This window comes from Pseudooceanicola sp. NS-SX9, from assembly GCF_057380705.1.
The window spans coordinates 649,531-670,500 of the sequence record NZ_CM170818.1 but is presented as its reverse complement, the minus strand read 5'-3'; the positions used below and the strand labels follow the sequence as shown (position 1 = coordinate 670,500).

The following is a 20,970-nucleotide window of genomic DNA, read 5'->3' as shown; positions in this document are numbered from 1 at the left end:
TCATCGCTGTCATTGCAGCCTGCGGTTGGGCGCGTATGCCAGCCGCGTGAACCGGCCAGGCTGCGACGCCGCACCGCAGCAGGCCCGTCCCGCCCCTCAGCCCGCCCCGGCCAGCGCCCGGTCGCGAAAGGCGATCAGCGCCCGGGTGGCATGGCCATCGGCGCGCCGGATCAGCAGGGTTTCGGCCCGTGCCTCGGCCGGCGGCAGATCATGCAGCGCAATGCGCCCCTGGGCCCGGGCCGGATCCAGGACGCCGCGCGGCAGCAGCGTCACCCCCACCCCGGCGGCAACACAGCTGATGATCGCATCCAGAGACCCGAATTCCAGCGCCTCGGCCAGCACCACCCCGCGTCCGGCCAGATGGCTTTCCAGCCTTTGCCGGTAGGAACAGCCCCGGCGGAAGACGATCGGCCGCCCGGCTTCGGGACCGCCTGGCAGTGGCAGATGGGCGGCGGTCGCCAGCACCAGCTCTTCTTCAAAGACCGGCTCCTGCAGCAGCTCGGGATGCGACAGCGGGCCCGAGACGAAGGCGGCCTCCAGCGTGCCCTCCAGCACCGCTTCGACCAGCTGCCGGGTGGTGCCGGTGCGCAGCACCAGCCGGACCTGGGGATGATCGGCAGCGAACCGGGCCAGCACCGGCGCCAGCCGCAGAGCCGTGGTGGTTTCCAGCCCGCCGATGCGCAGCGGGCCGCGCGGTTCGCCTTCGTCCCGGGCGGCGGCCCGTGCGGCCTCAAGCAGCCGCGCCTGACGCTGCGCGAAGGGCAGCAGGCGCTGTCCGGCCGGGGTCAGGCTGACACCGCGCGGATGGCGGCGGAACAGGCTGACCTCCAGGTCGTCCTCCAGCCGGCGGATGCGGGCCGTGACATTCGACTGCACCGTGTTCAGAAGCTGCGCCGCCTGGTTCATACTGCCCAGCCGCGCCACGGCCTCGAACACCCTCAGATCCGCTGCATCCATCCCAGGTCCTCCGAAATCGGCCCCATGATATCTGGAAATCAGAGAGCCGTTATAAATTCTAATCGTTTTTCATGATGCTATCGCAGGGCTAGCCTTGGGCCAAGCACCAGCAAGGAGTCCGCCATGACGATCTTTCCCGCAGCCCAACCCGCGATCTGGCGCGCGGTCCTGTCGGCCTTCTGCGCCGGGCTGGTGGGTATCGGGCTGGCGCGCTTTGCCTATACGCCGCTGGTGCCGGCGCTGATCGATGCCCATTGGCTTGCCCCGGCCGAGGCCGCCCGGCTGGGCGCGGTCAACCTGGCAGGCTACCTGGCGGGCGCGCTGTTGGGGCGCAGCCTGGCGCGGCGGCTGTCCCTGCCCGTCGCGTTGCGGCTGATGATGCTGCTGGCCAGCCTGGGCTTTGTCGCCTGTGCCCGGCCGCTGCCCTTCGGCTGGTTCTGCCTCTGGCGGGCTGCGGCCGGGCTGGCGGGGGGGGCGCTGATGGTGCTGGCCGCGCCTGCCGTGCTGGCAACGGTGCCCGCCGAACGCCGGGGGATCTGCGGCGGCGTGATCTTCATGGGCGTGGGCGTGGGCGTCGCGGCCTCGGGGACGCTGGTGCCGATGCTGCTGCGACTGGGCCTGACACAGACCTGGCTGGGGCTGGGCGGGCTGAGCCTGCTGGCGACGGCGCTGGCCTGGCGGGGCTGGCCCGCCGCCCCGGCGCAATCGGCCCGGCCGGCACGGGCCCCTGCCGCCCCCGCGCCGCGGCTGATCGCGCTATGCGCCACCTACGGGCTGAATGCCGCGGGATGGGTGCCGCACATGGTCTTTCTGGTGGATTTCGTCGCCCGGGGGCTGGGCCGGGGGATCGCGGCCGGGGCGGCCGACTGGGTGCTGTTCGGGCTGGGGGCGACCTTCGGGCCGTTGCTGGCCGGGCTGCTGGCCGACCGCACCGGCTTTGCCCTGGCCCTGCGCCTGGGCCTGGCGATCCAGACCCTGGCGGTGCTGCTGCCCGTACTGGACACGGCACCGGCCGGGCTGGCGGTCTCGGGTCTGCTGGTGGGCGCCTTCGTCACCGGCACCGTACCGCTGGTGCTGGGCCGCATCGCCGAGCTGCTGCCCCGTGCCCCCGAGGCCCAGGCCCGCGCCTGGAGCCTTGCCACCATCGCCTTCGCGCTGAGCCAGGCGGCGGCGGCCTATGGCGCATCGGCGCTGTTCGAAGATGGCGGCGGCTATCTGCGCCTGTTCCTGCTGGCAGCCGGCGCCATGGTGCTGGCGCTGGCTGTCGATCTGGGGGCGGCCTGCAGCACGGTCTTGGGGGCGGGCATGCAAAAGGGCCCCCGAAGGGGCCCCTGAACAGCGCGCCGCCGGGTCTTCAGACCCAGGGGCGGCTTTGGGCGGACTGCGCTTCGAAGGCGTCGATCGCCGGGGCCTTCTCCATGGTCAGGCCGATGTCGTCCAGGCCCTCCAGCAGGCAATGCTTGCGGAACGGATCAACCTCGAAGCTGAAGACCTGACCATCCGAGGTCGAGATCGTCTGTGCTTCCAGGTTCACTTCCATGCGGGCGTTGGCGCCTTTCTCGGCGTCCTTCATCAGCACGTCGACAACCTCTTGCGGCATCACGATCGGCAGCATGCCGTTCTTGAAGCAGTTGTTGAAGAAGATGTCGGCAAAGCTGGTCGACACGATCACCTTGATGCCGAAATCCGCCAGCGCCCAGGGCGCGTGTTCGCGCGACGAGCCGCAGCCAAAGTTGTCGCCCGCCACGATCACCGAAGCCGCGCGGTAGGCGGGCTTGTTCAGCACGAAATCGGGGTTTTCATTGCCCTGCTCGTCATAGCGCATCTCGGCGAAGGCGCTGACGCCCAGGCCAGACCGCTTGATCGTCTTCAGGTATTGCTTGGGGATGATCATGTCGGTGTCGATGTTCACCAGCGGCATCGGTGCCGCAATCCCCGAAAAGGTCTCGAACTTGTCCATCTCTCGGTCCTCCTGACCGGTCGGCGGGCTGCGCATGGGCGCTGGCTTCCGCCAAGAGGTTTCATGCCCCGGCGGTGACGCCGGGAAGGTCCCGTATCTCAGTAGCCGCGCCGGTTCAGCGCCATGCCGAAGGCGAAAAGCCCCGCCCCTTCGAACAGAAGGGTAAAGCCCAGCAGGATGCCCAGCAATTGCGAGGCGATGTGGCCGATGTCAAAGACCGTGGCCACGCCCAGCAGCGCCGTCACCGTGCCCGACAGCATCAGAAGCCACCGCGCCCGCGATCCGCGCACCTGCAGCGCCATCAGCACCCGCACCGCGCCCATCACGAAGAACAGCGCCCCCAGGATCATGCCCAGAGACGTCGCCCCCCGCAGCGGGTCGGCCAGCATCCAGACCCCCGCGACGACGCACAGCAGCGCCACCAGCGCGGCCGCCACATCCTCGAAGCGGTTCTGGAACAGCACCCAGGCCTGCAGGGCCCCGGCGAACAGGAAGAAGACCCCGACGACCGTCGTCGCCGCAAGGGTCGCCAGCAGGGGGCTGACCAGGGCCAGCAGCCCGCCCAGGGCCAGCAGCACGCTGACGGCGATCATGGCGGTCGAAAGTTTCATCGGGCGTCCTCTTCCCTTAGGCTTACATCAGCTCGCGCACATCGGTCAGACGACCGGTGACAGCGGCAGCGGCGGCCATGGCCGGACTCATCAGGTGGGTGCGGCCACCGCGGCCCTGACGGCCCTCGAAGTTGCGGTTCGAGGTCGCGGCGCAGCGTTCACCCGGGGCCAGCTGGTCCGGGTTCATCGCCAGGCACATGGAACAGCCCGCAAGGCGCCATTCGAAACCGGCCTCGATGAAGATGCCGGCCAGGCCTTCCTCTTCGGCCTGCGCGCGCACCAGGCCCGAGCCCGGCACGACCATCGCACGGATGCCGTCCTTGACCTTCTTGCCCTTCAGGATCGCGGCGGCGGCGCGCAGATCCTCGATCCGGCCATTGGTGCAGGAGCCGATGAAGACGGTGTTGATCTCGATGTCCGACAGCTTCTGGCCCGGCGTCAGGCCCATGTATTCGATCGCGCGCTTGGCCGCTTCGACCTTGCCACCCTTGAAGCTTTCGGGGGCGGGCACGACATCGGTGATGGCCAGAACGTCCTCGGGCGAGGTGCCCCAGGTGACGACCGGCGCGATGTCCTCGCCCTTCAGGGTGACAACCTTGTCCCACTGCGCGTCATCGTCCGAGAAGAGGGTCTTCCACCAGTTGAGAGCGGCCTCGAACTGGGCGCCCTTCGGTGCGTGGGGACGGCCCTTCACATATTCGAAGGTGGTTTCGTCCGGCGCGATCAGGCCGGCGCGCGCGCCGCCCTCGATCGCCATGTTGCAGACGGTCATGCGGCCTTCCATCGACAGATCGCGGATCGCTTCGCCGCAATATTCGATGACATAGCCGGTGCCGCCGCCGGTGCCGGTGACGCCGATCACCGCCAGCGTGATGTCCTTGGCGGTGACGCCCGGGTTCAGCTTGCCGGTGATTTCCACCTTCATGTTCTTGGATTTCTTCTGGATCAGCGTCTGGGTGGCCAGAACATGCTCGACCTCAGAGGTGCCGATGCCATGGGCCAGCGCGCCGAAGGCGCCATGGGTCGCGGTGTGGCTGTCGCCGCAGACCACGGTCATGCCCGGCAGGGTCCAGCCCTGTTCCGGGCCGACAATGTGTACGATGCCCTGACGCACGTCGGTCACGGGATAGTAGTGCACGCCGAATTCGCGGGCGTTGGTGTCCAGAGCGGCCACCTGGATGCGGCTTTCCTCGGGCATCTGGTCGGGGTTTTCACGGCCCGGGGTGGTGGGCACGTTGTGGTCCGGCACGGCGATGGTGCGCTCGGGGGCGCGAACCTTGCGGCCGGACATGCGCAGACCTTCGAAAGCCTGGGGGCTGGTCACTTCATGGACCAGGTGGCGGTCGATATAAAGCAGGCAGGTGCCGTCGTCGGCTTGGTGAACGACGTGGGCGTCCCAGATCTTGTCGTAGAGCGTTTTGGGGGACATCAGTCCTCTCCCTTGGCTTATTCTCGTGGAAATTCGCTAGATGAATGCAGAGCGCAAGGCGCAGGCCATGCGCGCGCGCCGCCGCATCATAGGCGGGCGAGGACCGTCAGGGTTGCGCCGTGAAACCGCCAGGGCAGCCGGGCGCGATCATCCATGTCGAAAATCTGCGTCATGGGGCCCCAGATACTCCTGTCGGCCCCGTTCATCAAGCCTGCAGAACGGCCCTGCGCCCGTGCAATCAGCGCGCAGGCGCCATTTCACATTGCCCACAGTCACGCGACAGGCCGCTGGCCCCGGGCGCACCAAGGCGCGCCAGCAGCGGATTGCAGCAAAAGCCACCGGGCGCGGGCGCGTCGGCAGTGGTCTGGCAGGCCTCTGCGATGGTCTCGCTCAGGCGCATCGACAGATGCGGCAGCACCTCGCTCAGGGCCAGGTAGACCCGGCCCACGCAATAGCCCAGCGTCCCCAGCCGGGCGCAAACCGTCACCTGCAGCACCCGGCCTTGCGCAGCATAAAGCGCCTCCAGCCGGGCCAGAGAAATCCGCGCGCGCTCGAAGATCGCGGGGTAGTCCTCGATATCGCGCAGGTCGAACAGCACACGCTCGACCGGCAGATGCTGGTGCAGTTGCAGCCCCTCAGCGCGCATCCGGTCCAGGTCGGCCTCGCTCACCCGTCCCCAGAGGCGGACGACGGCCAGGTGCTGATCGGGATCGTAGTCTTGCAGAAAGGGCATTGCGTGTTCCGTTGCGCGAAAGGGCCGCGGCAGTCCCCGGGATGACCCGAGTCGCCCCATGGTTGTATACAGGCCTTCCTCTTGCCCCGGCAGAGATCTGGAAAATTCTATTCGGAATGCGACTTTCCTGCCGCAGGGTCAGCCATCCCGCCGACGGGGCTTGCCCGGACGGCCCGCCCGCATAGACTGACCCAAAGCCGGAGACGGAGATGAGCGACCTGCTGGCCCTGTGGGCCGAAGCCCTGCACCGCGCCCAGCTGATGGCGCAGCTGATGTTCCGGCCCTGGGTCGGCTATCAGCTGGCGATGGCGGGGGTCTTGTTCCTGACCTGCCACCTGGCGGCACGGCTGCTGGCGGGCCCGGCGCGCGACTGGATCCGCCGCCGCGAGGGCTGGCCGAAATGGCGGCTGCGCCTCTTCGTGATCCTGCACCGCAGGCTGCGGCTGATGCTGTTCACGGCGACGATCTGGCCGCTGATCTGGATCATGCGCAATGTCACCTGGCCGTCGCGCAGCCATCTGCTGGGGGTGATCGGGCAGCTGGCCTTTGCCTGGCTGGCAATCGGCCTTGGCACCCGCGCCATCGCCAATCCGGCGCTGCGCAGCATCGTGCGCCTTGGCGGCTGGGCCTGGGCGACGCTGGTCATCCTGCGCCTGTCGGACGAAGCCGAGGCGCTGCTGCGCGGCGTGTCCTTCACGCTGGGAACGGGGACGGTGCTGTCGGCCTGGACGCTGCTGCAGGCGGCGGTGATCCTGACCGCCCTCTTCACCCTGGCGCGGTTCCTGTCCCATGCCAGCGCCGCCTCGATCACGCGCTCGCATGACATCAGCCCCTCGATGCAGGTGCTGACGGTGAAGGCGCTGCAGATCCTGCTCTATGGCACGGCCTTCTTCGTCGGGCTGAAATCGGTGGGCGTCGATCTGACGGGGCTTGCGGTACTGTCGGGGGCGATCGGCGTGGGCCTGGGCTTCGGCCTGCAGAAGGTGGTGTCGAACCTGGTCTCGGGCGTCATCATCCTGCTCGACAAGAGCGTCAAGCCCGGCGACGTGATCTCGCTTGGCGATACCTTCGGCTGGATCGAGGCCCTTGGCGCACGCTATGTCAGCGTCGTCACCCGCGACGGCCGCGAATACCTGATCCCGAACGAGGACCTGATCACCGGACAGGTCGTCAACTGGTCGCATTCCAACGAATTCGTCCGCCTCGACATCCATTTCGGCACGTCCTACGCGGATGATCCGCATCTGGTGCGCCGCCTCGCGGTCGAGGCCGCCCTGGGCGTCGACCGGGTGCTGAAGGACCGCAAGCCGGTCTGCCACATCACCGGCTTCGGCGATCATGCGGTGGACTACATCCTGCGGTTCTGGATCACCGACCCGACCGGCGGGCTGACCAATATCCGCGGCAATGTCTACCTGGCGCTCTGGGACAGCTTCCGCGCCAACGGCATCACCTTCCCCTTCCCGCAGCGCGAAGTCCGCCTGCTGCAAGATCCCCCCGGGAACCCATCGCCGCCGTCGCAGGTTTCTTCAGGGAAAGGAGATTATCATGACTCACACGGTGACGCTCAGAGAGAAATCCGCCCTGACCCATGACGTCTACCAATACGTCTTCGACCGCCCCGAGGGCTTTGACTTCACCCCCGGCCAGGCGACCGAACTGGCCGTCGGCAAACCCGGCTGGCGCGACGAGGGGCGCCCCTTCACCTTCACCTCGCAGCCCGCCGAGCAGCGGCTGGAATTCGTCATCAAGGCCTATGACGACCATGACGGCGTGACCAACAAGCTGTCGCATCTGCGCCCCGGCGACCGGGTCGAGCTGGATGCCCCCTTCGGCGCCATTCGCGACCAGGGCCCCGGCACCTTCATCGCCGCCGGCGCCGGGCTGACGCCCTTCATCCCGATCTTGCGCCACCGCTCGGCCGAGGGGCGCCTGAAGGGCTGTCGGCTGATCTACACCAACAAGACCGAGGACGACATCATCCTGCGCGAGGAATGGGAATCGATGCGCGACCTTCAGGTGGTCTTCACCGTCACCGACGCCCCCGGCCGCACCGTCCAGCGGGCCCGGATCGACCGCGACTTCCTGGCGGCAACCATCGGGGATTTCGGGCAGAAATTCTACCTCTGCGGCCCCGATCCCTTTGTCCGCGAAGTCCGCAAGGCGCTGATCTCGCTCGGCGTGCGCCCCGCCGACCTGGTGACCGAAGACGGCCTCTGACCGGCCTGTCCCGCCCGGGCAGCGGCCATGCGTTGCGGGCGGGACGGCTCACATTGAAATGACCGGCGGTTTTCGCTATGATGGGTAGGTGCCCGGCACCGGGGCTTGTCGGTGCTCTGCAAGGGAGGACCATGTCCTGTCACTCGACGCCTCCGCGGATTTCTCCGCGCCTGGAAAGGCAGCCCTGATGGCGGCCAATTCCAACCATGAGCTTTCGGCACGCGAACAGCTCGACCTGATCCTGACATCGCTGGACGACGACAAGGCAGAAGAGATCGTGACGATCGACCTGACCAACAAGTCGGCCATCGGCGATTTCATGGTGGTCTGCTCGGGCCGCTCCTCGCGCCAGGTCGCCGCGATCGCGGAAAAGCTGGTCGAGCGCCTGAAGGAAGCCACCGGCCACACCGCCAAGATCGAGGGCAAGGAAACCGGCGACTGGGTGCTGATCGACACCGGCGACATCATCGTCCACGTCTTCCGCCCCGAAGTGCGCGAGTTCTACCAGCTCGAGAAGATGTGGATGCAGCCCGGCACCCCGACGCCGCGCGCCTGACCTCACGGCCTGATCCCGCCCGACGCCCGTCTGGCGGGCGCCGTCACGGGACGACACCATGAAACTGCACATCTGCGCCATCGGAAAGCTTCGCAAGGGGCCGGAAAAGGCGCTGATCGACGATTACCTGGACCGTGCCGGCAAGACCGGCCGCGCCCTTGGCCTGGGCCCCTGCACCCTGCACGAGGCCGAGGACAAGAAGGGTGGCGGCATGGCGGCCGAAGCCGAACTGCTGACCCGCATGATCCCCGAGGGTGCCGCAGTGATCTGCCTGGACGAGCGCGGCAAGTTGCTGACCTCGCCCGACTTCGCAGACCAGCTCGGACGCTGGCGCGACGACGGCCTGCGCGACGCGGCCTTCCTGATCGGCGGCGCCGATGGCCTGGACCCGGCGCTGCGCGCGCGCGCCGACCTGCTGATCTCCTTCGGCAAGATGGTCTGGCCGCACATGCTGGCGCGCGTGATGCTCTCCGAACAGCTCTACCGCGCCACAACGATTCTCGCAGGCTCTCCCTACCACCGCGTCTGAACACGACTTGCGCCTGCGGCGCAGCCTCCGGCGGGAGTATTTATGGCCAGATGATGAAGAACCGGTCACGCCCCGGGCCCGCAGGCCCTCTTCATTTTCTTGTTCCCAAATACCTCGGGGGAGTCGGCCGCAGGCCGGCGGGGGCAGCGCCCCCCTGCCCGATCACCTTCCCTCGGGCGCGCCGGGTGATTGCGCAAACCAGGTTCACCCTGCCGCACGGGCGCGCTACACCATTGCCGAAACAGGCAGGAGACTTCCCATGAGCATCCCGAAACCCGTCGTTCTGTGCATCCTCGACGGCTGGGGCCAGCGCGAGGAACGCGAGGCCAACGCGCCCGCTCTCGCCAAGACGCCGACCTTCGACCGCATCATGGCAAGCTGCCCGCATTCGACGCTGATCACCTTCGGGCCCGATGTCGGCCTGCCCAGCGGCCAGATGGGCAATTCCGAGGTCGGCCACACCAATATCGGCGCCGGCCGCGTCGTCGCCATGGACCTCGGCCAGATCGACCTGGCGATCGAAGACGGCTCGTTCCAGAAGAACGTCGCGCTGCAGGCGATGATCGCGACCCTGCAAAAGACCGGCGGCACCGCCCATGTCATGGGGCTGGTTTCGGATGGCGGCGTGCACGGCTCGCTGCCGCATATCATCACTGCCATCGCGACCATCGCAAACGCGGGCGTCCCGGTGAAGCTGCATGCCGTCACCGATGGCCGCGACGTCGCCCCGCAATCGGCGCTCGGCTATCTGGAGACGCTGGAAGCCGCCCTGCCCGCCAATGCCGCCATCGCCACCGTCTCGGGGCGCTATTACGCCATGGACCGCGACAAGCGGTGGGAGCGCGTCCAGCTGGCCTATGAGGCGATGATCAACGCCCATGGCGAGGCCGCCGCCACCGCCCGGGCCGCCGTCGAGCAAAGCTATGCCAACGGCAAGGTCGACGAATTCATCCTGCCCACCGTGCTGCCCGGCTTTGACGGGGTGAAGGATGGTGACGGCTTCTTCTGCACCAACTTCCGCGCCGACCGCGCCCGAGAGATCCTCTCGGCTATCGGTGCCCCCGGCTTTGACGGGTTCGAGACCGGCCCTCGCCCCACCCTTTCGGTGCTGCTGGGGATGGTGGAATATTCCGTCGACCACAACGCCTTCATGACCACCTGCTTCCCCAAGCAGAAGATCGTCAACACGCTGGGCGAATGGGTCGCGAAACACCACAAGACCCAGTTCCGCCTGGCCGAGACCGAGAAATACCCCCACGTGACCTTCTTCCTCGACGGTGGCGTCGAGAAGCAGAAGGAGGGCGAGGACCGCTTCATGCCGCTCTCTCCCAAGGTGGCGACCTATGACCTGCAACCCGAGATGTCCTCGGAAGAGGTCACCGACAAGTTCGTCGAGGCGATCGGCCATGGCTATGATCTGATCGTCACCAACTATGCAAACCCCGACATGGTGGGCCATACCGGAGACCTGGATGCGGCCATCGCCGCCTGCGAGGCCGTCGACCGCGGTCTGGCCAAGGTCATGGCGGCGCTGGAAAAGGCCGGCGGCGCCATGCTGCTGACCGCCGACCACGGCAATTGCGAGACCATGGTCGATCCGGTCACCGGCGGGCCGCACACGGCGCATACGACGAACCTGGTGCCGGTGGCGCTGGTCGGCGGGCCGGAAGGGGCGACGCTGCGCGCCGGCCGTCTGGCCGACATCGCGCCGACGCTGCTGCAGCTGATGGGGCTGGAGCAACCGGCCGAGATGACCGGCAAGACCCTCATCCAATGAGGCATGTGCGGCGGGGTCTGATTGCGGCGCTGCTTGCCGCCCTGGCCCTGCCGCCACTGGCGGCGGGGGCGCAGACATCGCCCGCCGCCATGGCCCGCGCCGCCGCGGCCGAGATCGAGGCGGCGCGCCAGCAGATGCAGGACGCGACCGGATCGCATGACCGCATCGCCGCCCTGACCCGCACCATCGCCGCCTACCAGACCGGGCTTGAGGCGCTGCGCGAAAGCCTGCGCGCCGCCCAGCTGGCCGAGGACAAGGTGACAGCCGACCTCGATGCCCGCCGGCAGGAGATCGCGGCCCTGCTGGGCGCGATGATCAGCATGGCGCGCGACCCGGCCCCGGTGCACATGCTGCACCCCGATGGCCCCGTCGGCACCGCCCGTGCCAGCATGTTGCTGGCCGATGCCACGCCCGCCCTGCACGCCAGCGCCCAGGCCCTGGCCGATCAGCTGAAATCCCTGCAAGAGTTGAAGCAGACCCGCCAGGCCACAGCCGACACGCTGGCCCGTGCCATGCGCGATCTGCAGCAGGCGCGCACCTCGCTGTCCAAGGCGGCCTCGGAACGCACCGACCTGCCCTCGCGCTTTACCGCCGACCCGATGAAGACCCAGCTGCTGCAGGCCACCGCCAGCACCCTGCGCGAGGTCGCGGCGAACCTCGATGCGCTGCCCGCCGGGCCGGTGCGCGCCGCCACCATCCCCGGCATCGGCGCCCGCAAGGGGCACCTGCCGCTGCCGGTGACCGGCACGCTGCTGCGCGGCGCCAACGAACGCGATGCCGCCGGCATCCGCCGCCCCGGCATCCTGATCGCCACCGCGCCGCGCGCCCTTGTCACCACCCCCGTCGCCGCCACGATCCGCTATTCTGGCCCGCTGCTGGACTACGGAAACGTGATGATACTGGAGCCCCAATCCGGGCTACTCTTCATCCTGGCGGGTCTGGGCGCCACCTTCGGCAAGATCGGCGATGTCCTGCCGGCCGGCGCCCCCGTCGGCCTGATGGGTGGCGAAGAGCTTGCAGCCCGGACACAGGTGGCCCAGGCCGAGGCCGGAACGGCGCCCCAGCGGCCCGAAACCCTTTACTTGGAGGTCCGTCAGGATAACGATCCCGTGGACCCGACGAACTGGTTCGAAGTGACGAAGGACAAGCAATGATGAAGAAGATCGCCCTGGCAGCGGCTGGCGGCATGGCCGTGGCCCTTGTGGCCACCACCCAGCTTGCCCCGCCGCTGCTGGCCCAGGACCGCTCGGATGACGCATCCGTCTACAAGCAGCTGGACCTGTTCGGCGATGTCTTCGAACGCATCCGCAGCCAGTATGTCGAACCGGTGGATTCCAAGAAGCTGATCGAGGCGGCGATCGACGGCATGCTCTCGTCCCTTGATCCGCATTCCAGCTACCACCCCCCCCAGGAGGCCGAGGACCTGCAGGTCGAGACCCGCGGCGAATTCGGCGGCCTGGGCATCGAGGTGACGCAGGAGAAGGGCTTCATCAAGGTCGTCTCTCCGATGGACGGGACGCCCGCGGCCGAGGCCGGCATCGAGGCGGGCGACTACATCACCCATGTCAACGGCCAGAGCGTCCTGGGCCTGACCCTGAACGACGCCGTCGACATGATGCGCGGCCCCGTCGGCAGCGAGATCACCCTGACCGTGGTCCGCGAGGGCGAGGAAAAGCCCTTTGACGTCACCATGACCCGCGACACGATCAAGCTGGTCTCGGTCAAGGCGCGCAGCGTCGGCAAGACGGTGGTGCTCAGGATCTCGAAATTCACCGGCCAGACCTATGACAACCTCAAGGACGGGCTTGAGGCGCAGATCAAGGCCGACGGTGGCCTCGACAAGATCGACGGCGTGGTGCTGGACCTCAGGAACGACCCCGGCGGCCTGCTGGTACAGGGCATCAAGGTGGCCGACGCCTTCCTCGACCAGGGAGAGATCGTCTCGACCCGGGCGCGCGACCCCAATAAGGGCGAGCGCTACAATGCCACGCCGGGCGACCTGATCAACGGCAAGCCGATCGTCGTGCTGATCAACGGCGGCTCTGCCTCGGCCTCGGAAATCGTCGCAGGCGCCCTGCAGGACCACCGCCGCGCGATCGTGGTGGGCACCAAGTCCTTCGGCAAGGGCTCGGTCCAGACGGTGATGCCACTGGGCGACGAAGGCTCGATGCGGCTGACGACGGCGCGCTTCTACACGCCCTCGGGCCGCTCGATCCAGAACCTCGGGATCTCGCCCGACATCGTGGTCGAACAGCCCCCCGCCAAGCCCGCGGATGCCAAGCCCGAGGACACCGCCGCCCCCGCCACGCCGATGCGCTCCGAGGCGGACCTGCGCGGTGCGCTGAACAACGATTCGCTCTCGGACGATGAGCTGAAGCAGCTTCAGGACGAACAGGCCAAGGCCGAGGACGCCGCAAAGCTCCGGGACGAGGACTACCAGCTGGCCTATGCGATCGACATCCTTAAGGGCTTTGCCGCGCTCGGGCCGCAGGTCCACACGACCGAGACCCAAGAGGCCACGGTCCAGAAAACAGCCGATCCGGCCCCGGCCGCGTCGGCCCCCGCCGCCCCGGCGAAACCCTGACCCCCCCGAATGCCCCCGCGCCCTGCCGCGGGGGTCTTCATTCGGGCTGATGACAGGCGATGCAGATCTTGTTGCCGTCCGGATCCCGGAAATAGGCGCCGTAATAATCGGGATGATACCGCGCCCGCAGCCCCGGCGCGCCCTCGTCCCGGGCCCCTGTAGCCAGAGCCAGCGCATGTACCGCGCGGACAGTCTCACGATTCCGGGCCAGAAAGCCCACCATCGGCCCGTTGCCGGGATCAGGCGCGCCTTCGAAGGGCTGTGTCAGGAAAAACAGCGGCCGGGGCTGCGCCGGATCGCGATAGCTCGCCTCACGCCCCGGCAGATGCCAGGTCTCGACAAAGCCCATCCGGGCCATCAGGGGCCCCCAGAAGGCACGCGCGGCCTCAACATCCTTCACGGCAATGGTCACGTGACTCAGCATGTCGCCACCCTGACATGCCCGATGGCCCGCGCCCAGCCTCACCTGCCGCCACCGCGCCTCTGGAAACCTCAGATGCCTCCGGCGGGAGTATTTATGGCCAGATGACAGGGAACCGGTCCCGCCCCGACAAGACCGGCCCTCTTCATTTTCTTGTCCTTAAATACCTCGGGGGAGTCGCGCAGCGCGCGACGGGGGCAGCGCCCCCAGCAACGCCCCTCAGAAGAAGGCCTGCAGCCCGGTCTGCGCCCGGCCCAGGATCAGCGCATGGACATCATGCGTGCCCTCGTAGGTGTTCACCGTCTCCAGATTCTGGGCATGGCGCATCACCTGGTATTCGACCTGGATGCCGTTGCCACCATGCATGTCGCGCGCCATCCGGGCGATTTCCAGTGCCTTGCCGCAGTTGTTGCGCTTGATGATCGAGACCATCTCGGGTGCGGCCATCGCCTTGTCGAACAGCCGCCCCACCCGCAGCGCCGCCTGCAGGCCCAGGGCGATCTCGGTCTGCATGTCCGCCAGCTTCTTCTGGTAGAGCTGCATGCCAGCCAGGGGCTTGCCAAACTGCTTGCGTTCCATCCCGTAGCGCTGCGCGCGGAACCAGCAATCCTCGGCGGCGCCCATGACGCCCCAGGCGATGCCGTAGCGGGCGCGATTGAGGCAGCCGAAGGGCCCTTTCAGGCCTTCGACATGGGGCAGCAGGGCCTCTTCGCCGACCTCTACGTCATCAAGGACGATCTCGCCGGTAACGGAGGCACGCAGGGACAGCTTGCCGCCGATCTTCGGTGCCGAAAGGCCCTTCATGCCCTTTTCCAGCACGAAGCCGCGGATCTTGCCGCCGTGGGCCTCGGATTTTGCCCAGACCACGAAGACATCGGCGATCGGCGCGTTCGAGATCCACATCTTGGAGCCGACCAGCCGGTAGCCGCCCTCGGTCTTGTAGGCGCGGGTCTTCATGCCCGCGGGATCCGAGCCCGCATCGGGTTCCGTGAGGCCGAAGCAGCCGATCCATTCGCCAGAGGCGAGTTTCGGCAGGTATTTCATCCGCTGCTCTTCCGAGCCATAGGCATAAATCGGGTACATCACCAGCGAGCTTTGCACCGAGGCCATCGAGCGATAGCCCGAATCGACGCGCTCGATCTCGCGCGCGACAAGGCCGTAGCTGACATAGCCCGCGCCGATGCCGCCGTATTGTTCGGGCACGGTGACGCCCAGAAGGCCCATCTCGCCCATTTCGGCGAAGATTGCGGGGTCGATGCCCTCTTCCATGTACATCTTCTCGACCCGCGGCTGCAGCCTGTCCTGGGCGAACTGATAGGCGGTGTCGCGCACCATCCGTTCGTCTTCCTCAAGCTGGTCGTCGAGCAGGAACGGATCCTCCCAGTTGAAGCTCGACATGTTGGGGCGGTCCTTGTCCTTCAGGACAGGGCGGGCAACGGTATCCATGGACGTCTCCTCACATCTTCGGCCGCAGGGTAGGTCATGGACCTTTGCCGCGCCAACGAGTAATTCTGCGCGGATCATGAGCCCCACGCATAAGGTCCAGGATTTTGCGCAAGCCATACATACCCTCGGTCGGAGAGCTTGAAGCCTTTTGCGCATGTGCGCGGGTGGGCACCACCACCGGCGCCGCGCGCGAGATGGGGCTGACGCAAAGTGCGGTCAGCCGCTCGATCACGGCGCTGGAGGACCGGCTGGGGGTGGCGCTGTTCGTGCGGGCACGCCAGCGGCTGAGCCTGTCGGATGCGGGGCGATCCTTCCTGCGCGAAGCCGAGATGCTGCTGAAGGCGCTGGACCAGGCGGCGACTTCGGTCATGTCGTTCGGCGGCCACGAGGGGGTGCTGCGGATGGCGGTGCTGCCGAGCTTTGGCCGCAGCTGGCTGATCCCGCGGCTGGGCGCCTTCCAGGCGGTGGCGCCGGGGATCAGTTTCGACGTGGCGGCGCGGCTGGGGGCCGTCGATTTCGAGGCCGAGCCCTTCGACCTGGCGATCCAGCGCGGGCCACACCGCACCGCCGGCACCCAGCATCTGCACCTGGTCGAGGAAACGCTGGTCGCGGTGGCGGCGCCGTCGCTGGTGGCGGGGGGGCCGCTGGCGGATGCGGCGTTGATGGAGCGGCCGCTGCTGCAGCAGAGCACGCGGCCGACGCTGTGGCCGGACTGGTTCCGCGAGGGGGGCCTGGATCCGCGGCTGGCGCTGCGGGGGGCGCGGTTCGATCATTTCGACATGGTGATGGATGCGGCGCAGGCGGGGCTGGGGATCGGGCTGGTGCCTGCGATCCTGGCGCGCGGCGCGCTGGAGGACGGGCGGCTGGCGATGGCATCGGAGCGGATGCTGGCGACGGGCGAGGATTACCTGCTGATCTATCCCGAGCGCAGCCTGGTGCTGCCCGGTTTCGCGCGGTTCCGGGACTGGCTGAGCGCCGAGTTGGGATCGGGGGGGCGTGCCGATCCGGGCGGCAGCGCCGGCTGAGGGCGGAACGGGCGCCTGCGGCACCCGGCCTCCGGCGGAGGTATTTTGGAACAAGAAAATGGGGTTGGGCTGCGATTGCGCCCGGGCGCCAGGGGGCTAGAGTGCCCGCGACACCGAATGGAGGTTCACATGACACCGGAAGAGATCGCCGCCCTGCCCTATCGCCCCTGCGTGGGGGTGATGCTGGTCAATGCGGCGGGCCATGTCTTTACCGGCCGGCGCATCGACACGGATGCCCTGGCCTGGCAGATGCCGCAGGGCGGGATCGACGACGGCGAGGCGGCGCTGGAGGCAGCGCTGCGCGAGCTGTGGGAAGAGACCGGCGTGACCGCCGACAAGGTGGTGGTCGAGGCGATCAGCGAGGACTGGATCCCCTATGATCTGCCCGATCACCTGGTGGGCAAGGTCTGGGGCGGCAAGTACCGAGGGCAGAAGCAGAAATGGGCCCTGATGCGGTTCCATGGCAGCGACGCGGATATCGACATCGCCACCGAGCATCCCGAGTTTGGCGCTTGGAAATGGATGCCGCCCGAGGAGCTGGTGGCCAATATCGTGCCGTTCAAGCGCGAGGTCTATGCCCGCGTGCTGGAGATCTTTGGCGACCGGCTGTGAGGCATGCGGCGCGGGGGCAGGCCCCGCGCCCGTTCACTTGCGCCAGTCGAAGAAGTTGGCACCGGCACGGGCGAGCAGGGCCTCGGCCATGGCGCGGCCCATCTGGACACCGTCTTCGGCCGCACCGGTCATGTCCTCGGAGAGCGATTCCGAGCCGTCGGGGCGCAGGATCTCTCCGCGCAGGCGCAGCGTGGTGCCCTCAAGCGTGGCAAGGCCTGCGATCGGCGTCTCGCAGGAGCCGTCGAGGCGGGCGAGGAAGGCGCGCTCGGCCGCAAGGCGCAGGCCGGTGGGGGTGTCGTGGATGGCCTGGAGCATCATGGCGGTGCGGGGGTCATCGGTGCGGCGCTCGATCCCGATGGCGCCCTGGGCGACGGCGGGCAGCATCTCGGCCGGGTCGATGGGCGCGGTGGCGACATCCGCCATGCCGAGGCGGTTCAGCCCGGCCATGGCGAGGAAGGTGGCCTGGGCCAGGTTTTCATCGAGCTTGCGCAGGCGGGTCTGCACGTTGCCGCGGAATTCGACGATCTGCAGATCCGGGCGGCGCACCAGGAGCTGGGCCCGGCGGCGCAGCGAGGAGGTGCCCATGACGGCGCCTTCGGGCACGGACGAGAGGCTGGCATGGCGGCGCGAGACGAAGGCGTCGCGGACGTCTTCGCGGGGGAGGTAGCAGTCGAGGGTGAGGCCCGGGGGCTGGTCGACCGGCATGTCCTTCATCGAATGCACCGCGAGGTCGATGGTGCCATCGAGCAGCGCCTGTTCGATTTCGCGGGTGAAGAGGCCCTTGCCGCCTGCCTCGCGCAGCGACTTGTCCTGGATGCGGTCACCGGCGACCGAGATCACCACGATCTCGAACGCGGCCTTCGGCAGATCGAAGGCCGCGGCCAGGCGGGCGCAGGTCTCCTGCGTCTGGGCGACGGCCAGGGGGGAGCCTCGGGTGCCGAGTTTCAGGGGCGCGGCGGGGGTGGGAAGAGCCTGTGTCATGAAGGTTGAGTAAGGCGCGGGCGGCGCGCTGGCAAGATGGCGGATATGGCCCTGCGGTCGCAGGGCCAGCCTCCGGCGGAGGTATTTGGAACAAGAAAATGTGTGGGCCGCGACGCCCTGTCCGGGCCGGTGCGCTTGACAACCGCAGGTGGGTTCGCGATCCGTGGCGGGATTTTGGCAAGAGGTGTGGTGATGGCGGAAAAGACGATCCTGCGGGCGCTGAAGGGCGAGGCGCTGCCGACGCCGCCGATCTGGATGATGCGCCAGGCCGGGCGCTACCTGCCCGAGTACCGCGCGACGCGGGCGCAGGCGGGCGATTTCCTGTCGCTGTGCTACAACCCGGAGCTGGCGGCCGAGGTGACATTGCAGCCGATCCGGCGCTATGGGTTCGATGCAGCGATCCTGTTTGCCGACATCCTGCTGCTGCCGCAGGCCCTGGGGGCGGATCTGTGGTTCGTCACCGGCGAGGGGCCGCGGCTGTCGACCATCACCAGCCAGGGGGATTTCGACGCACTGAAGCCGGCGGGCGACGTTCATGACGTGCTGGCACCGGTCTACGAGACCGTGCGGATCCTGTCGCGGGAACTGCCGGAGGAGACCACGCTGATCGGTTTCGCAGGCGCCCCCTGGACGGTGGCCACCTACATGATCGCCGGGCGCGGCACCCCCGACCAGGGACCCGCCCATGCGCTGAAGGCCGAGAACCGCGCCCTGTTCGAAGCCCTACTGGAGCGCCTGACCGAAGGCACAATCGAATATCTGTCGAAGCAGGTTGAGGCGGGTGCCGAATGCGTCAAGCTGTTCGACAGCTGGGCAGGATCGCTGAAGGGCGAGGATTTCGACCGCTATGCCCTGGCCCCCGCCAGGCGCATCATCAGCGAACTGAAGGCGCGCCACCCCGGCGTGCCGGTCATCGCCTTCCCCCGCGAGGCGGGCGAGAAATACGTGGGCTTTGCGCGTGCCACCGGCGCCGATTGCGTGGCGCTGGACAATTCCGTCGAACCGGAATGGGCGGCGGCGCATGTCCAGGTCGACGGCTGCGTGCAGGGGAACCTGGCGTCCTCGCACATGGTCACCGGGGGCGAGGCGCTGGTGCGCGAGACGAAGCGCATCGTCGAGGCCTTCCGCGGCGGGCCGCATATCTTCAACCTTGGCCACGGGATCACGCCGGATGCGGATCCCGACAACGTCCGGCTGATGATCGAGACGGTGCGCGGCGCCTAGACGGCGCTTTCGCGGGTCTCGCGCGGGCCTTCGACGGTGGTGCGGTCTCCGGGCAGGGCGTTGCCCTCCCGGATGCGGCGCTTGGCCAGCTGCACGTTCAGCGAGGCCCCGAGCAGCACCAGGAAGGCCGACAGGTACAGCCAGAACAGCATTGCAACGGCGGCGCCCAGGGATCCGTAGGTCTCGTTGTAATTGGCGAAATTGGTCAGGTAGAGCGAGAAGCCGAACGAGGCGATCGCCCAGCCCGTCACCGCCAGCCCCGCCCCGGGGGTGGCCCATTTCAACCGCTGGCCGCGGTTGTTGGGCCCGTAGCGATAGACCAGCGACAGCCCCATCAGCAGCGCCAGCACGGCGGCCAGCCAGCGCACCAGCTCGATCAGCAGGGACGACAGGATACCCAGCGGCACCAGCTGCAGCACCAGCGGCACGATCACCACCGAGCCAAGCGCCACGATCCCCACCCCCAGCAACGCCACCGTCAGCAGCAGCGCGATGATGTAATGCTTGAGGCTGCCGCGGTTCGGGTCTCCGTGGATCTGGTTCAGCCCCAGCATCAGCGAGGCAACGCCCGAACGCGCCGACCAGATCGCCACCACCAGCGATACGATCCCCGTCCAGCCAAGCGCCGATCCGCTGCCCGAGCTGATCTTCATCACCTGGTCCGACACCAGATCATAGACCTGTTCGGGGATGATGCCATGCAGCAGCTGCAGCTCGTCCACCACGACCGACGGATCCGATACCAGCCCCCACAAGGAAATCATCGCGGCAATGCCCGGAAACAGCGCCAGCATGGAATAGAAGGCGACGCCGGCGGCGATCAGCGCCATGTTGATCTCGCCCACCTGCTTGCCGATCGCCAGCATCAGCCGCACTGTCCGCATCATCGTCCCGTTCCTCTGCCTGTCGGGACGAACCTAGAGCGTCAGCCCACGGGTTAAACGCCAAAACCGCCCGTTCGGCTGCAAAACCGGGGTGGCGTTGCCCTCAGACCCATTTTGCCAGCGGCGGCAGCGACATCAGCACCGCATCCGGGTCATGACCGGTCTCCAGGCCGAACTTGGTGCCACGGTCGTAGACAAGGTTATATTCCGCATAAAGCCCGCGGTGCACCAGCTGCGCGTCTTTGTCGGCTGCATCCCAGGGCTGGGCACGGCGCTTGTCGATCAGCGGCAGATAGGCCGGCAGGAAGGCCTGGCCGACATCGCGGATGAAGGCGAAATCCGCCTCCCAGTCGCCCGAGCAATGATCGTCCAGGAAGATCCCGCCGACGCCGCGTGCCCGCTTGCGGTGGGGAATGTAGAAATACTCGTCCGCCCAGGCCTTGAAGCGCGGATAGAAGGCGGCGTCGTGACGGTCGCAATGGGCCTGCTGCACGGCATGGAAATGCGCGGTATCCTCGGCATATTCCAGGCAGGGGTTCAGGTCGGATCCGCCCCCGAACCACCAGCCATGCGGCGTCCAGAACATCCGCGTGTTCATGTGCACCGCCGGGCAATGCGGGTTCTGCAGATGCGCCACCAGCGAAATCCCCGCGGCCCAGAACCGCGGATCCTCGGCCATCCCCGGCAGCCCCTTGCGCGCCGCCATGGCGGCCTGCGCCCGCGCCCCCAGCACCCCATGCACGGTCGAGACGTTCACCCCCACCTTCTCGAAGACCCGGCCGCCGCGCATCACGCTCATCAGCCCGCCGCCCGCATCCGCGCCATCCTCGGCCTGCCGCTTCGTCTCGCGCAGCTCGAACCGCCCCGGCGCCCTCTCCGACAGCGGGCCACTGTCCTGCGCGTCTTCCAGCCCCTCGAAGGCCGCCACGATCGCATCGCGCAGCTCCCTGAACCAGGCGCTGGCCCGCGCCTTCTCGTCCATCATCTCGTCCATGGGCTGGTTCCCTGTCATCTGGCCGTA

At 67.8% G+C, this 20,970-nt stretch carries 21 protein-coding genes; 11 read left to right on the top strand and 10 right to left on the bottom strand.

Features of this window, described 5'->3' with window-relative positions; all coding sequences use genetic code 11:
* Positions 1 to 96 precede the first annotated feature (96 nt).
* Positions 97 to 957 (bottom strand): LysR substrate-binding domain-containing protein, encoded by an 861-nt coding sequence (locus AC2ITM_RS03210; protein WP_486468397.1) that lies wholly within the window; start codon positions 955 to 957, stop codon positions 97 to 99.
* A gap of 123 nt (positions 958 to 1,080) precedes the next feature.
* Between AC2ITM_RS03210 and AC2ITM_RS03205 the strand changes: the two genes are divergently transcribed.
* Positions 1,081 to 2,292: a YbfB/YjiJ family MFS transporter gene (locus tag AC2ITM_RS03205; protein ID WP_486468396.1), complete on the top strand. Its 1,212-nt coding sequence runs from the start codon at positions 1,081 to 1,083 to the stop codon at positions 2,290 to 2,292.
* A 19-nt stretch (positions 2,293 to 2,311) separates the two neighbouring features.
* Here the strand turns inward: AC2ITM_RS03205 and leuD are convergent, their stop codons facing one another.
* The 4 genes from leuD to AC2ITM_RS03185 form a co-directional block, all read right to left on the bottom strand.
* Entirely contained in the window at positions 2,312 to 2,917 is a 606-nt protein-coding gene (leuD, locus tag AC2ITM_RS03200) for a 3-isopropylmalate dehydratase small subunit (protein WP_486469384.1), read from the bottom strand.
* A 98-nt stretch (positions 2,918 to 3,015) separates the two neighbouring features.
* Positions 3,016 to 3,528: an HdeD family acid-resistance protein gene (locus AC2ITM_RS03195; protein ID WP_486468395.1), complete on the bottom strand. Its 513-nt coding sequence runs from the start codon at positions 3,526 to 3,528 to the stop codon at positions 3,016 to 3,018.
* Between the two features lie 22 nt (positions 3,529 to 3,550).
* A complete protein-coding gene (leuC, locus tag AC2ITM_RS03190) occupies positions 3,551 to 4,957 on the bottom strand; it encodes a 3-isopropylmalate dehydratase large subunit (RefSeq protein WP_486468394.1) in 1,407 nt (468 codons plus the stop codon).
* 238 nt (positions 4,958 to 5,195) lie between these two features.
* Positions 5,196 to 5,690 carry a hypothetical protein gene (locus AC2ITM_RS03185; protein ID WP_486468393.1) on the bottom strand — a complete coding sequence of 165 codons (495 nt, stop codon included), beginning with the start codon at positions 5,688 to 5,690 and terminating at the stop codon, positions 5,196 to 5,198.
* A 209-nt stretch (positions 5,691 to 5,899) separates the two neighbouring features.
* Here AC2ITM_RS03185 and AC2ITM_RS03180 point away from each other — a divergent pair, with 209 nt between their 5' ends.
* The 7 genes from AC2ITM_RS03180 to AC2ITM_RS03150 all read left to right on the top strand — a co-directional run bounded on the left by AC2ITM_RS03180 (position 5,900) and on the right by AC2ITM_RS03150 (position 13,356).
* Positions 5,900 to 7,285, top strand: a complete 1,386-nt coding sequence (locus tag AC2ITM_RS03180) for a mechanosensitive ion channel family protein (RefSeq protein WP_486468392.1) — start codon at positions 5,900 to 5,902, stop codon at positions 7,283 to 7,285.
* On the top strand, positions 7,239 to 7,910 hold the full coding sequence (locus tag AC2ITM_RS03175) for an FAD-binding oxidoreductase (protein WP_486468391.1): 672 nt from the start codon (positions 7,239 to 7,241) through the stop codon (positions 7,908 to 7,910). The genes AC2ITM_RS03180 and AC2ITM_RS03175 overlap by 47 nt, the downstream gene beginning before the upstream one ends.
* 187 nt (positions 7,911 to 8,097) lie before the next feature.
* Complete coding sequence (rsfS, locus tag AC2ITM_RS03170) at positions 8,098 to 8,466, top strand: ribosome silencing factor (RefSeq protein ID WP_486468390.1); 369 nt, start codon at positions 8,098 to 8,100, stop codon at positions 8,464 to 8,466.
* A 58-nt stretch (positions 8,467 to 8,524) separates the two neighbouring features.
* On the top strand, positions 8,525 to 8,995 hold the full coding sequence (gene rlmH / locus AC2ITM_RS03165; RefSeq protein ID WP_486468389.1) for a 23S rRNA (pseudouridine(1915)-N(3))-methyltransferase RlmH: 471 nt from the start codon (positions 8,525 to 8,527) through the stop codon (positions 8,993 to 8,995).
* A gap of 259 nt (positions 8,996 to 9,254) precedes the next feature.
* Positions 9,255 to 10,772 (top strand): 2,3-bisphosphoglycerate-independent phosphoglycerate mutase, encoded by a 1,518-nt coding sequence (gene gpmI / locus AC2ITM_RS03160; protein WP_486468388.1) that lies wholly within the window; start codon positions 9,255 to 9,257, stop codon positions 10,770 to 10,772.
* Positions 10,769 to 11,926 carry a murein hydrolase activator EnvC family protein gene (locus AC2ITM_RS03155; RefSeq protein ID WP_486468387.1) on the top strand — a complete coding sequence of 386 codons (1,158 nt, stop codon included), beginning with the start codon at positions 10,769 to 10,771 and terminating at the stop codon, positions 11,924 to 11,926. Before gpmI ends, AC2ITM_RS03155 begins: the two co-directional genes overlap by 4 nt.
* Positions 11,926 to 13,356, top strand: a complete 1,431-nt coding sequence (locus tag AC2ITM_RS03150; RefSeq protein WP_486468386.1) for a S41 family peptidase — start codon at positions 11,926 to 11,928, stop codon at positions 13,354 to 13,356. Before AC2ITM_RS03155 ends, AC2ITM_RS03150 begins: the two co-directional genes overlap by 1 nt.
* A 37-nt stretch (positions 13,357 to 13,393) precedes the next feature.
* Here the strand turns inward: AC2ITM_RS03150 and AC2ITM_RS03145 are convergent, their stop codons facing one another.
* On the bottom strand, positions 13,394 to 13,780 hold the full coding sequence (locus AC2ITM_RS03145; protein WP_486468385.1) for a VOC family protein: 387 nt from the start codon (positions 13,778 to 13,780) through the stop codon (positions 13,394 to 13,396).
* Positions 13,781 to 13,996: 216 nt separating this feature from the next.
* Positions 13,997 to 15,223, bottom strand: a complete 1,227-nt coding sequence (locus AC2ITM_RS03140) for an acyl-CoA dehydrogenase (protein WP_486468384.1) — start codon at positions 15,221 to 15,223, stop codon at positions 13,997 to 13,999.
* Between the two features lie 104 nt (positions 15,224 to 15,327).
* Here AC2ITM_RS03140 and AC2ITM_RS03135 point away from each other — a divergent pair, with 104 nt between their 5' ends.
* Positions 15,328 to 16,248 (top strand): LysR substrate-binding domain-containing protein, encoded by a 921-nt coding sequence (locus tag AC2ITM_RS03135; RefSeq protein ID WP_486468383.1) that lies wholly within the window; start codon positions 15,328 to 15,330, stop codon positions 16,246 to 16,248.
* A 129-nt stretch (positions 16,249 to 16,377) separates the two neighbouring features.
* Positions 16,378 to 16,860: an RNA pyrophosphohydrolase gene (locus tag AC2ITM_RS03130; RefSeq protein ID WP_486468382.1), complete on the top strand. Its 483-nt coding sequence runs from the start codon at positions 16,378 to 16,380 to the stop codon at positions 16,858 to 16,860.
* 33 nt (positions 16,861 to 16,893) lie between these two features.
* Here AC2ITM_RS03130 and hemC read toward each other — a convergent pair whose 3' ends face one another.
* Positions 16,894 to 17,841 (bottom strand): hydroxymethylbilane synthase, encoded by a 948-nt coding sequence (gene hemC / locus AC2ITM_RS03125; RefSeq protein ID WP_486468381.1) that lies wholly within the window; start codon positions 17,839 to 17,841, stop codon positions 16,894 to 16,896.
* A gap of 189 nt (positions 17,842 to 18,030) precedes the next feature.
* Between hemC and hemE the strand changes: the two genes are divergently transcribed.
* A complete protein-coding gene (gene hemE / locus AC2ITM_RS03120) occupies positions 18,031 to 19,065 on the top strand; it encodes a uroporphyrinogen decarboxylase (protein ID WP_486468380.1) in 1,035 nt (344 codons plus the stop codon).
* On the opposite strand, the gene AC2ITM_RS03115 is transcribed toward hemE, so the two are convergent.
* Together AC2ITM_RS03115 and hemF are read right to left on the bottom strand one after the other, a co-directional pair.
* Positions 19,062 to 19,952, bottom strand: coding sequence for a YihY/virulence factor BrkB family protein (locus tag AC2ITM_RS03115; protein WP_486468379.1), 891 nt, complete (start codon positions 19,950 to 19,952; stop codon positions 19,062 to 19,064). The genes hemE and AC2ITM_RS03115 overlap by 4 nt on opposite strands.
* 100 nt (positions 19,953 to 20,052) lie before the next feature.
* Positions 20,053 to 20,943, bottom strand: coding sequence for an oxygen-dependent coproporphyrinogen oxidase (gene hemF, locus AC2ITM_RS03110; RefSeq protein WP_486468378.1), 891 nt, complete (start codon positions 20,941 to 20,943; stop codon positions 20,053 to 20,055).
* Between the last annotated feature and the right edge of the window lie 27 nt (positions 20,944 to 20,970).

Excerpts from the sequence above, each read along its gene's own strand:
- gpmI (WP_486468388.1), top strand. The coding sequence starts at position 9,255 with ATGAGCATCCCGAAACCCGTCGTTCTGTGCATCCTCGACGGCTGGGGC.
- rlmH (WP_486468389.1), top strand. The coding sequence starts at position 8,525 with ATGAAACTGCACATCTGCGCCATCGGAAAGCTTCGCAAGGGGCCGGAA.
- rsfS (WP_486468390.1), top strand. The coding sequence starts at position 8,098 with ATGGCGGCCAATTCCAACCATGAGCTTTCGGCACGCGAACAGCTCGAC.
- AC2ITM_RS03145 (WP_486468385.1), bottom strand. The coding sequence starts at position 13,780 with ATGCTGAGTCACGTGACCATTGCCGTGAAGGATGTTGAGGCCGCGCGT.
- AC2ITM_RS03140 (WP_486468384.1), bottom strand. The coding sequence starts at position 15,223 with ATGGATACCGTTGCCCGCCCTGTCCTGAAGGACAAGGACCGCCCCAAC.
- AC2ITM_RS03150 (WP_486468386.1), top strand. The coding sequence starts at position 11,926 with ATGAAGAAGATCGCCCTGGCAGCGGCTGGCGGCATGGCCGTGGCCCTT.
- AC2ITM_RS03115 (WP_486468379.1), bottom strand. The coding sequence starts at position 19,952 with ATGATGCGGACAGTGCGGCTGATGCTGGCGATCGGCAAGCAGGTGGGC.
- AC2ITM_RS03180 (WP_486468392.1), top strand. The coding sequence starts at position 5,900 with ATGAGCGACCTGCTGGCCCTGTGGGCCGAAGCCCTGCACCGCGCCCAG.
- AC2ITM_RS03155 (WP_486468387.1), top strand. The coding sequence starts at position 10,769 with ATGAGGCATGTGCGGCGGGGTCTGATTGCGGCGCTGCTTGCCGCCCTG.
- AC2ITM_RS03205 (WP_486468396.1), top strand. The coding sequence starts at position 1,081 with ATGACGATCTTTCCCGCAGCCCAACCCGCGATCTGGCGCGCGGTCCTG.
- leuC (WP_486468394.1), bottom strand. The coding sequence starts at position 4,957 with ATGTCCCCCAAAACGCTCTACGACAAGATCTGGGACGCCCACGTCGTT.
- AC2ITM_RS03130 (WP_486468382.1), top strand. The coding sequence starts at position 16,378 with ATGACACCGGAAGAGATCGCCGCCCTGCCCTATCGCCCCTGCGTGGGG.
- AC2ITM_RS03210 (WP_486468397.1), bottom strand. The coding sequence starts at position 957 with ATGGATGCAGCGGATCTGAGGGTGTTCGAGGCCGTGGCGCGGCTGGGC.
- AC2ITM_RS03175 (WP_486468391.1), top strand. The coding sequence starts at position 7,239 with ATGACTCACACGGTGACGCTCAGAGAGAAATCCGCCCTGACCCATGAC.
- AC2ITM_RS03195 (WP_486468395.1), bottom strand. The coding sequence starts at position 3,528 with ATGAAACTTTCGACCGCCATGATCGCCGTCAGCGTGCTGCTGGCCCTG.
- AC2ITM_RS03185 (WP_486468393.1), bottom strand. The coding sequence starts at position 5,690 with ATGCCCTTTCTGCAAGACTACGATCCCGATCAGCACCTGGCCGTCGTC.
- hemC (WP_486468381.1), bottom strand. The coding sequence starts at position 17,841 with ATGACACAGGCTCTTCCCACCCCCGCCGCGCCCCTGAAACTCGGCACC.
- leuD (WP_486469384.1), bottom strand. The coding sequence starts at position 2,917 with ATGGACAAGTTCGAGACCTTTTCGGGGATTGCGGCACCGATGCCGCTG.
- hemF (WP_486468378.1), bottom strand. The coding sequence starts at position 20,943 with ATGGACGAGATGATGGACGAGAAGGCGCGGGCCAGCGCCTGGTTCAGG.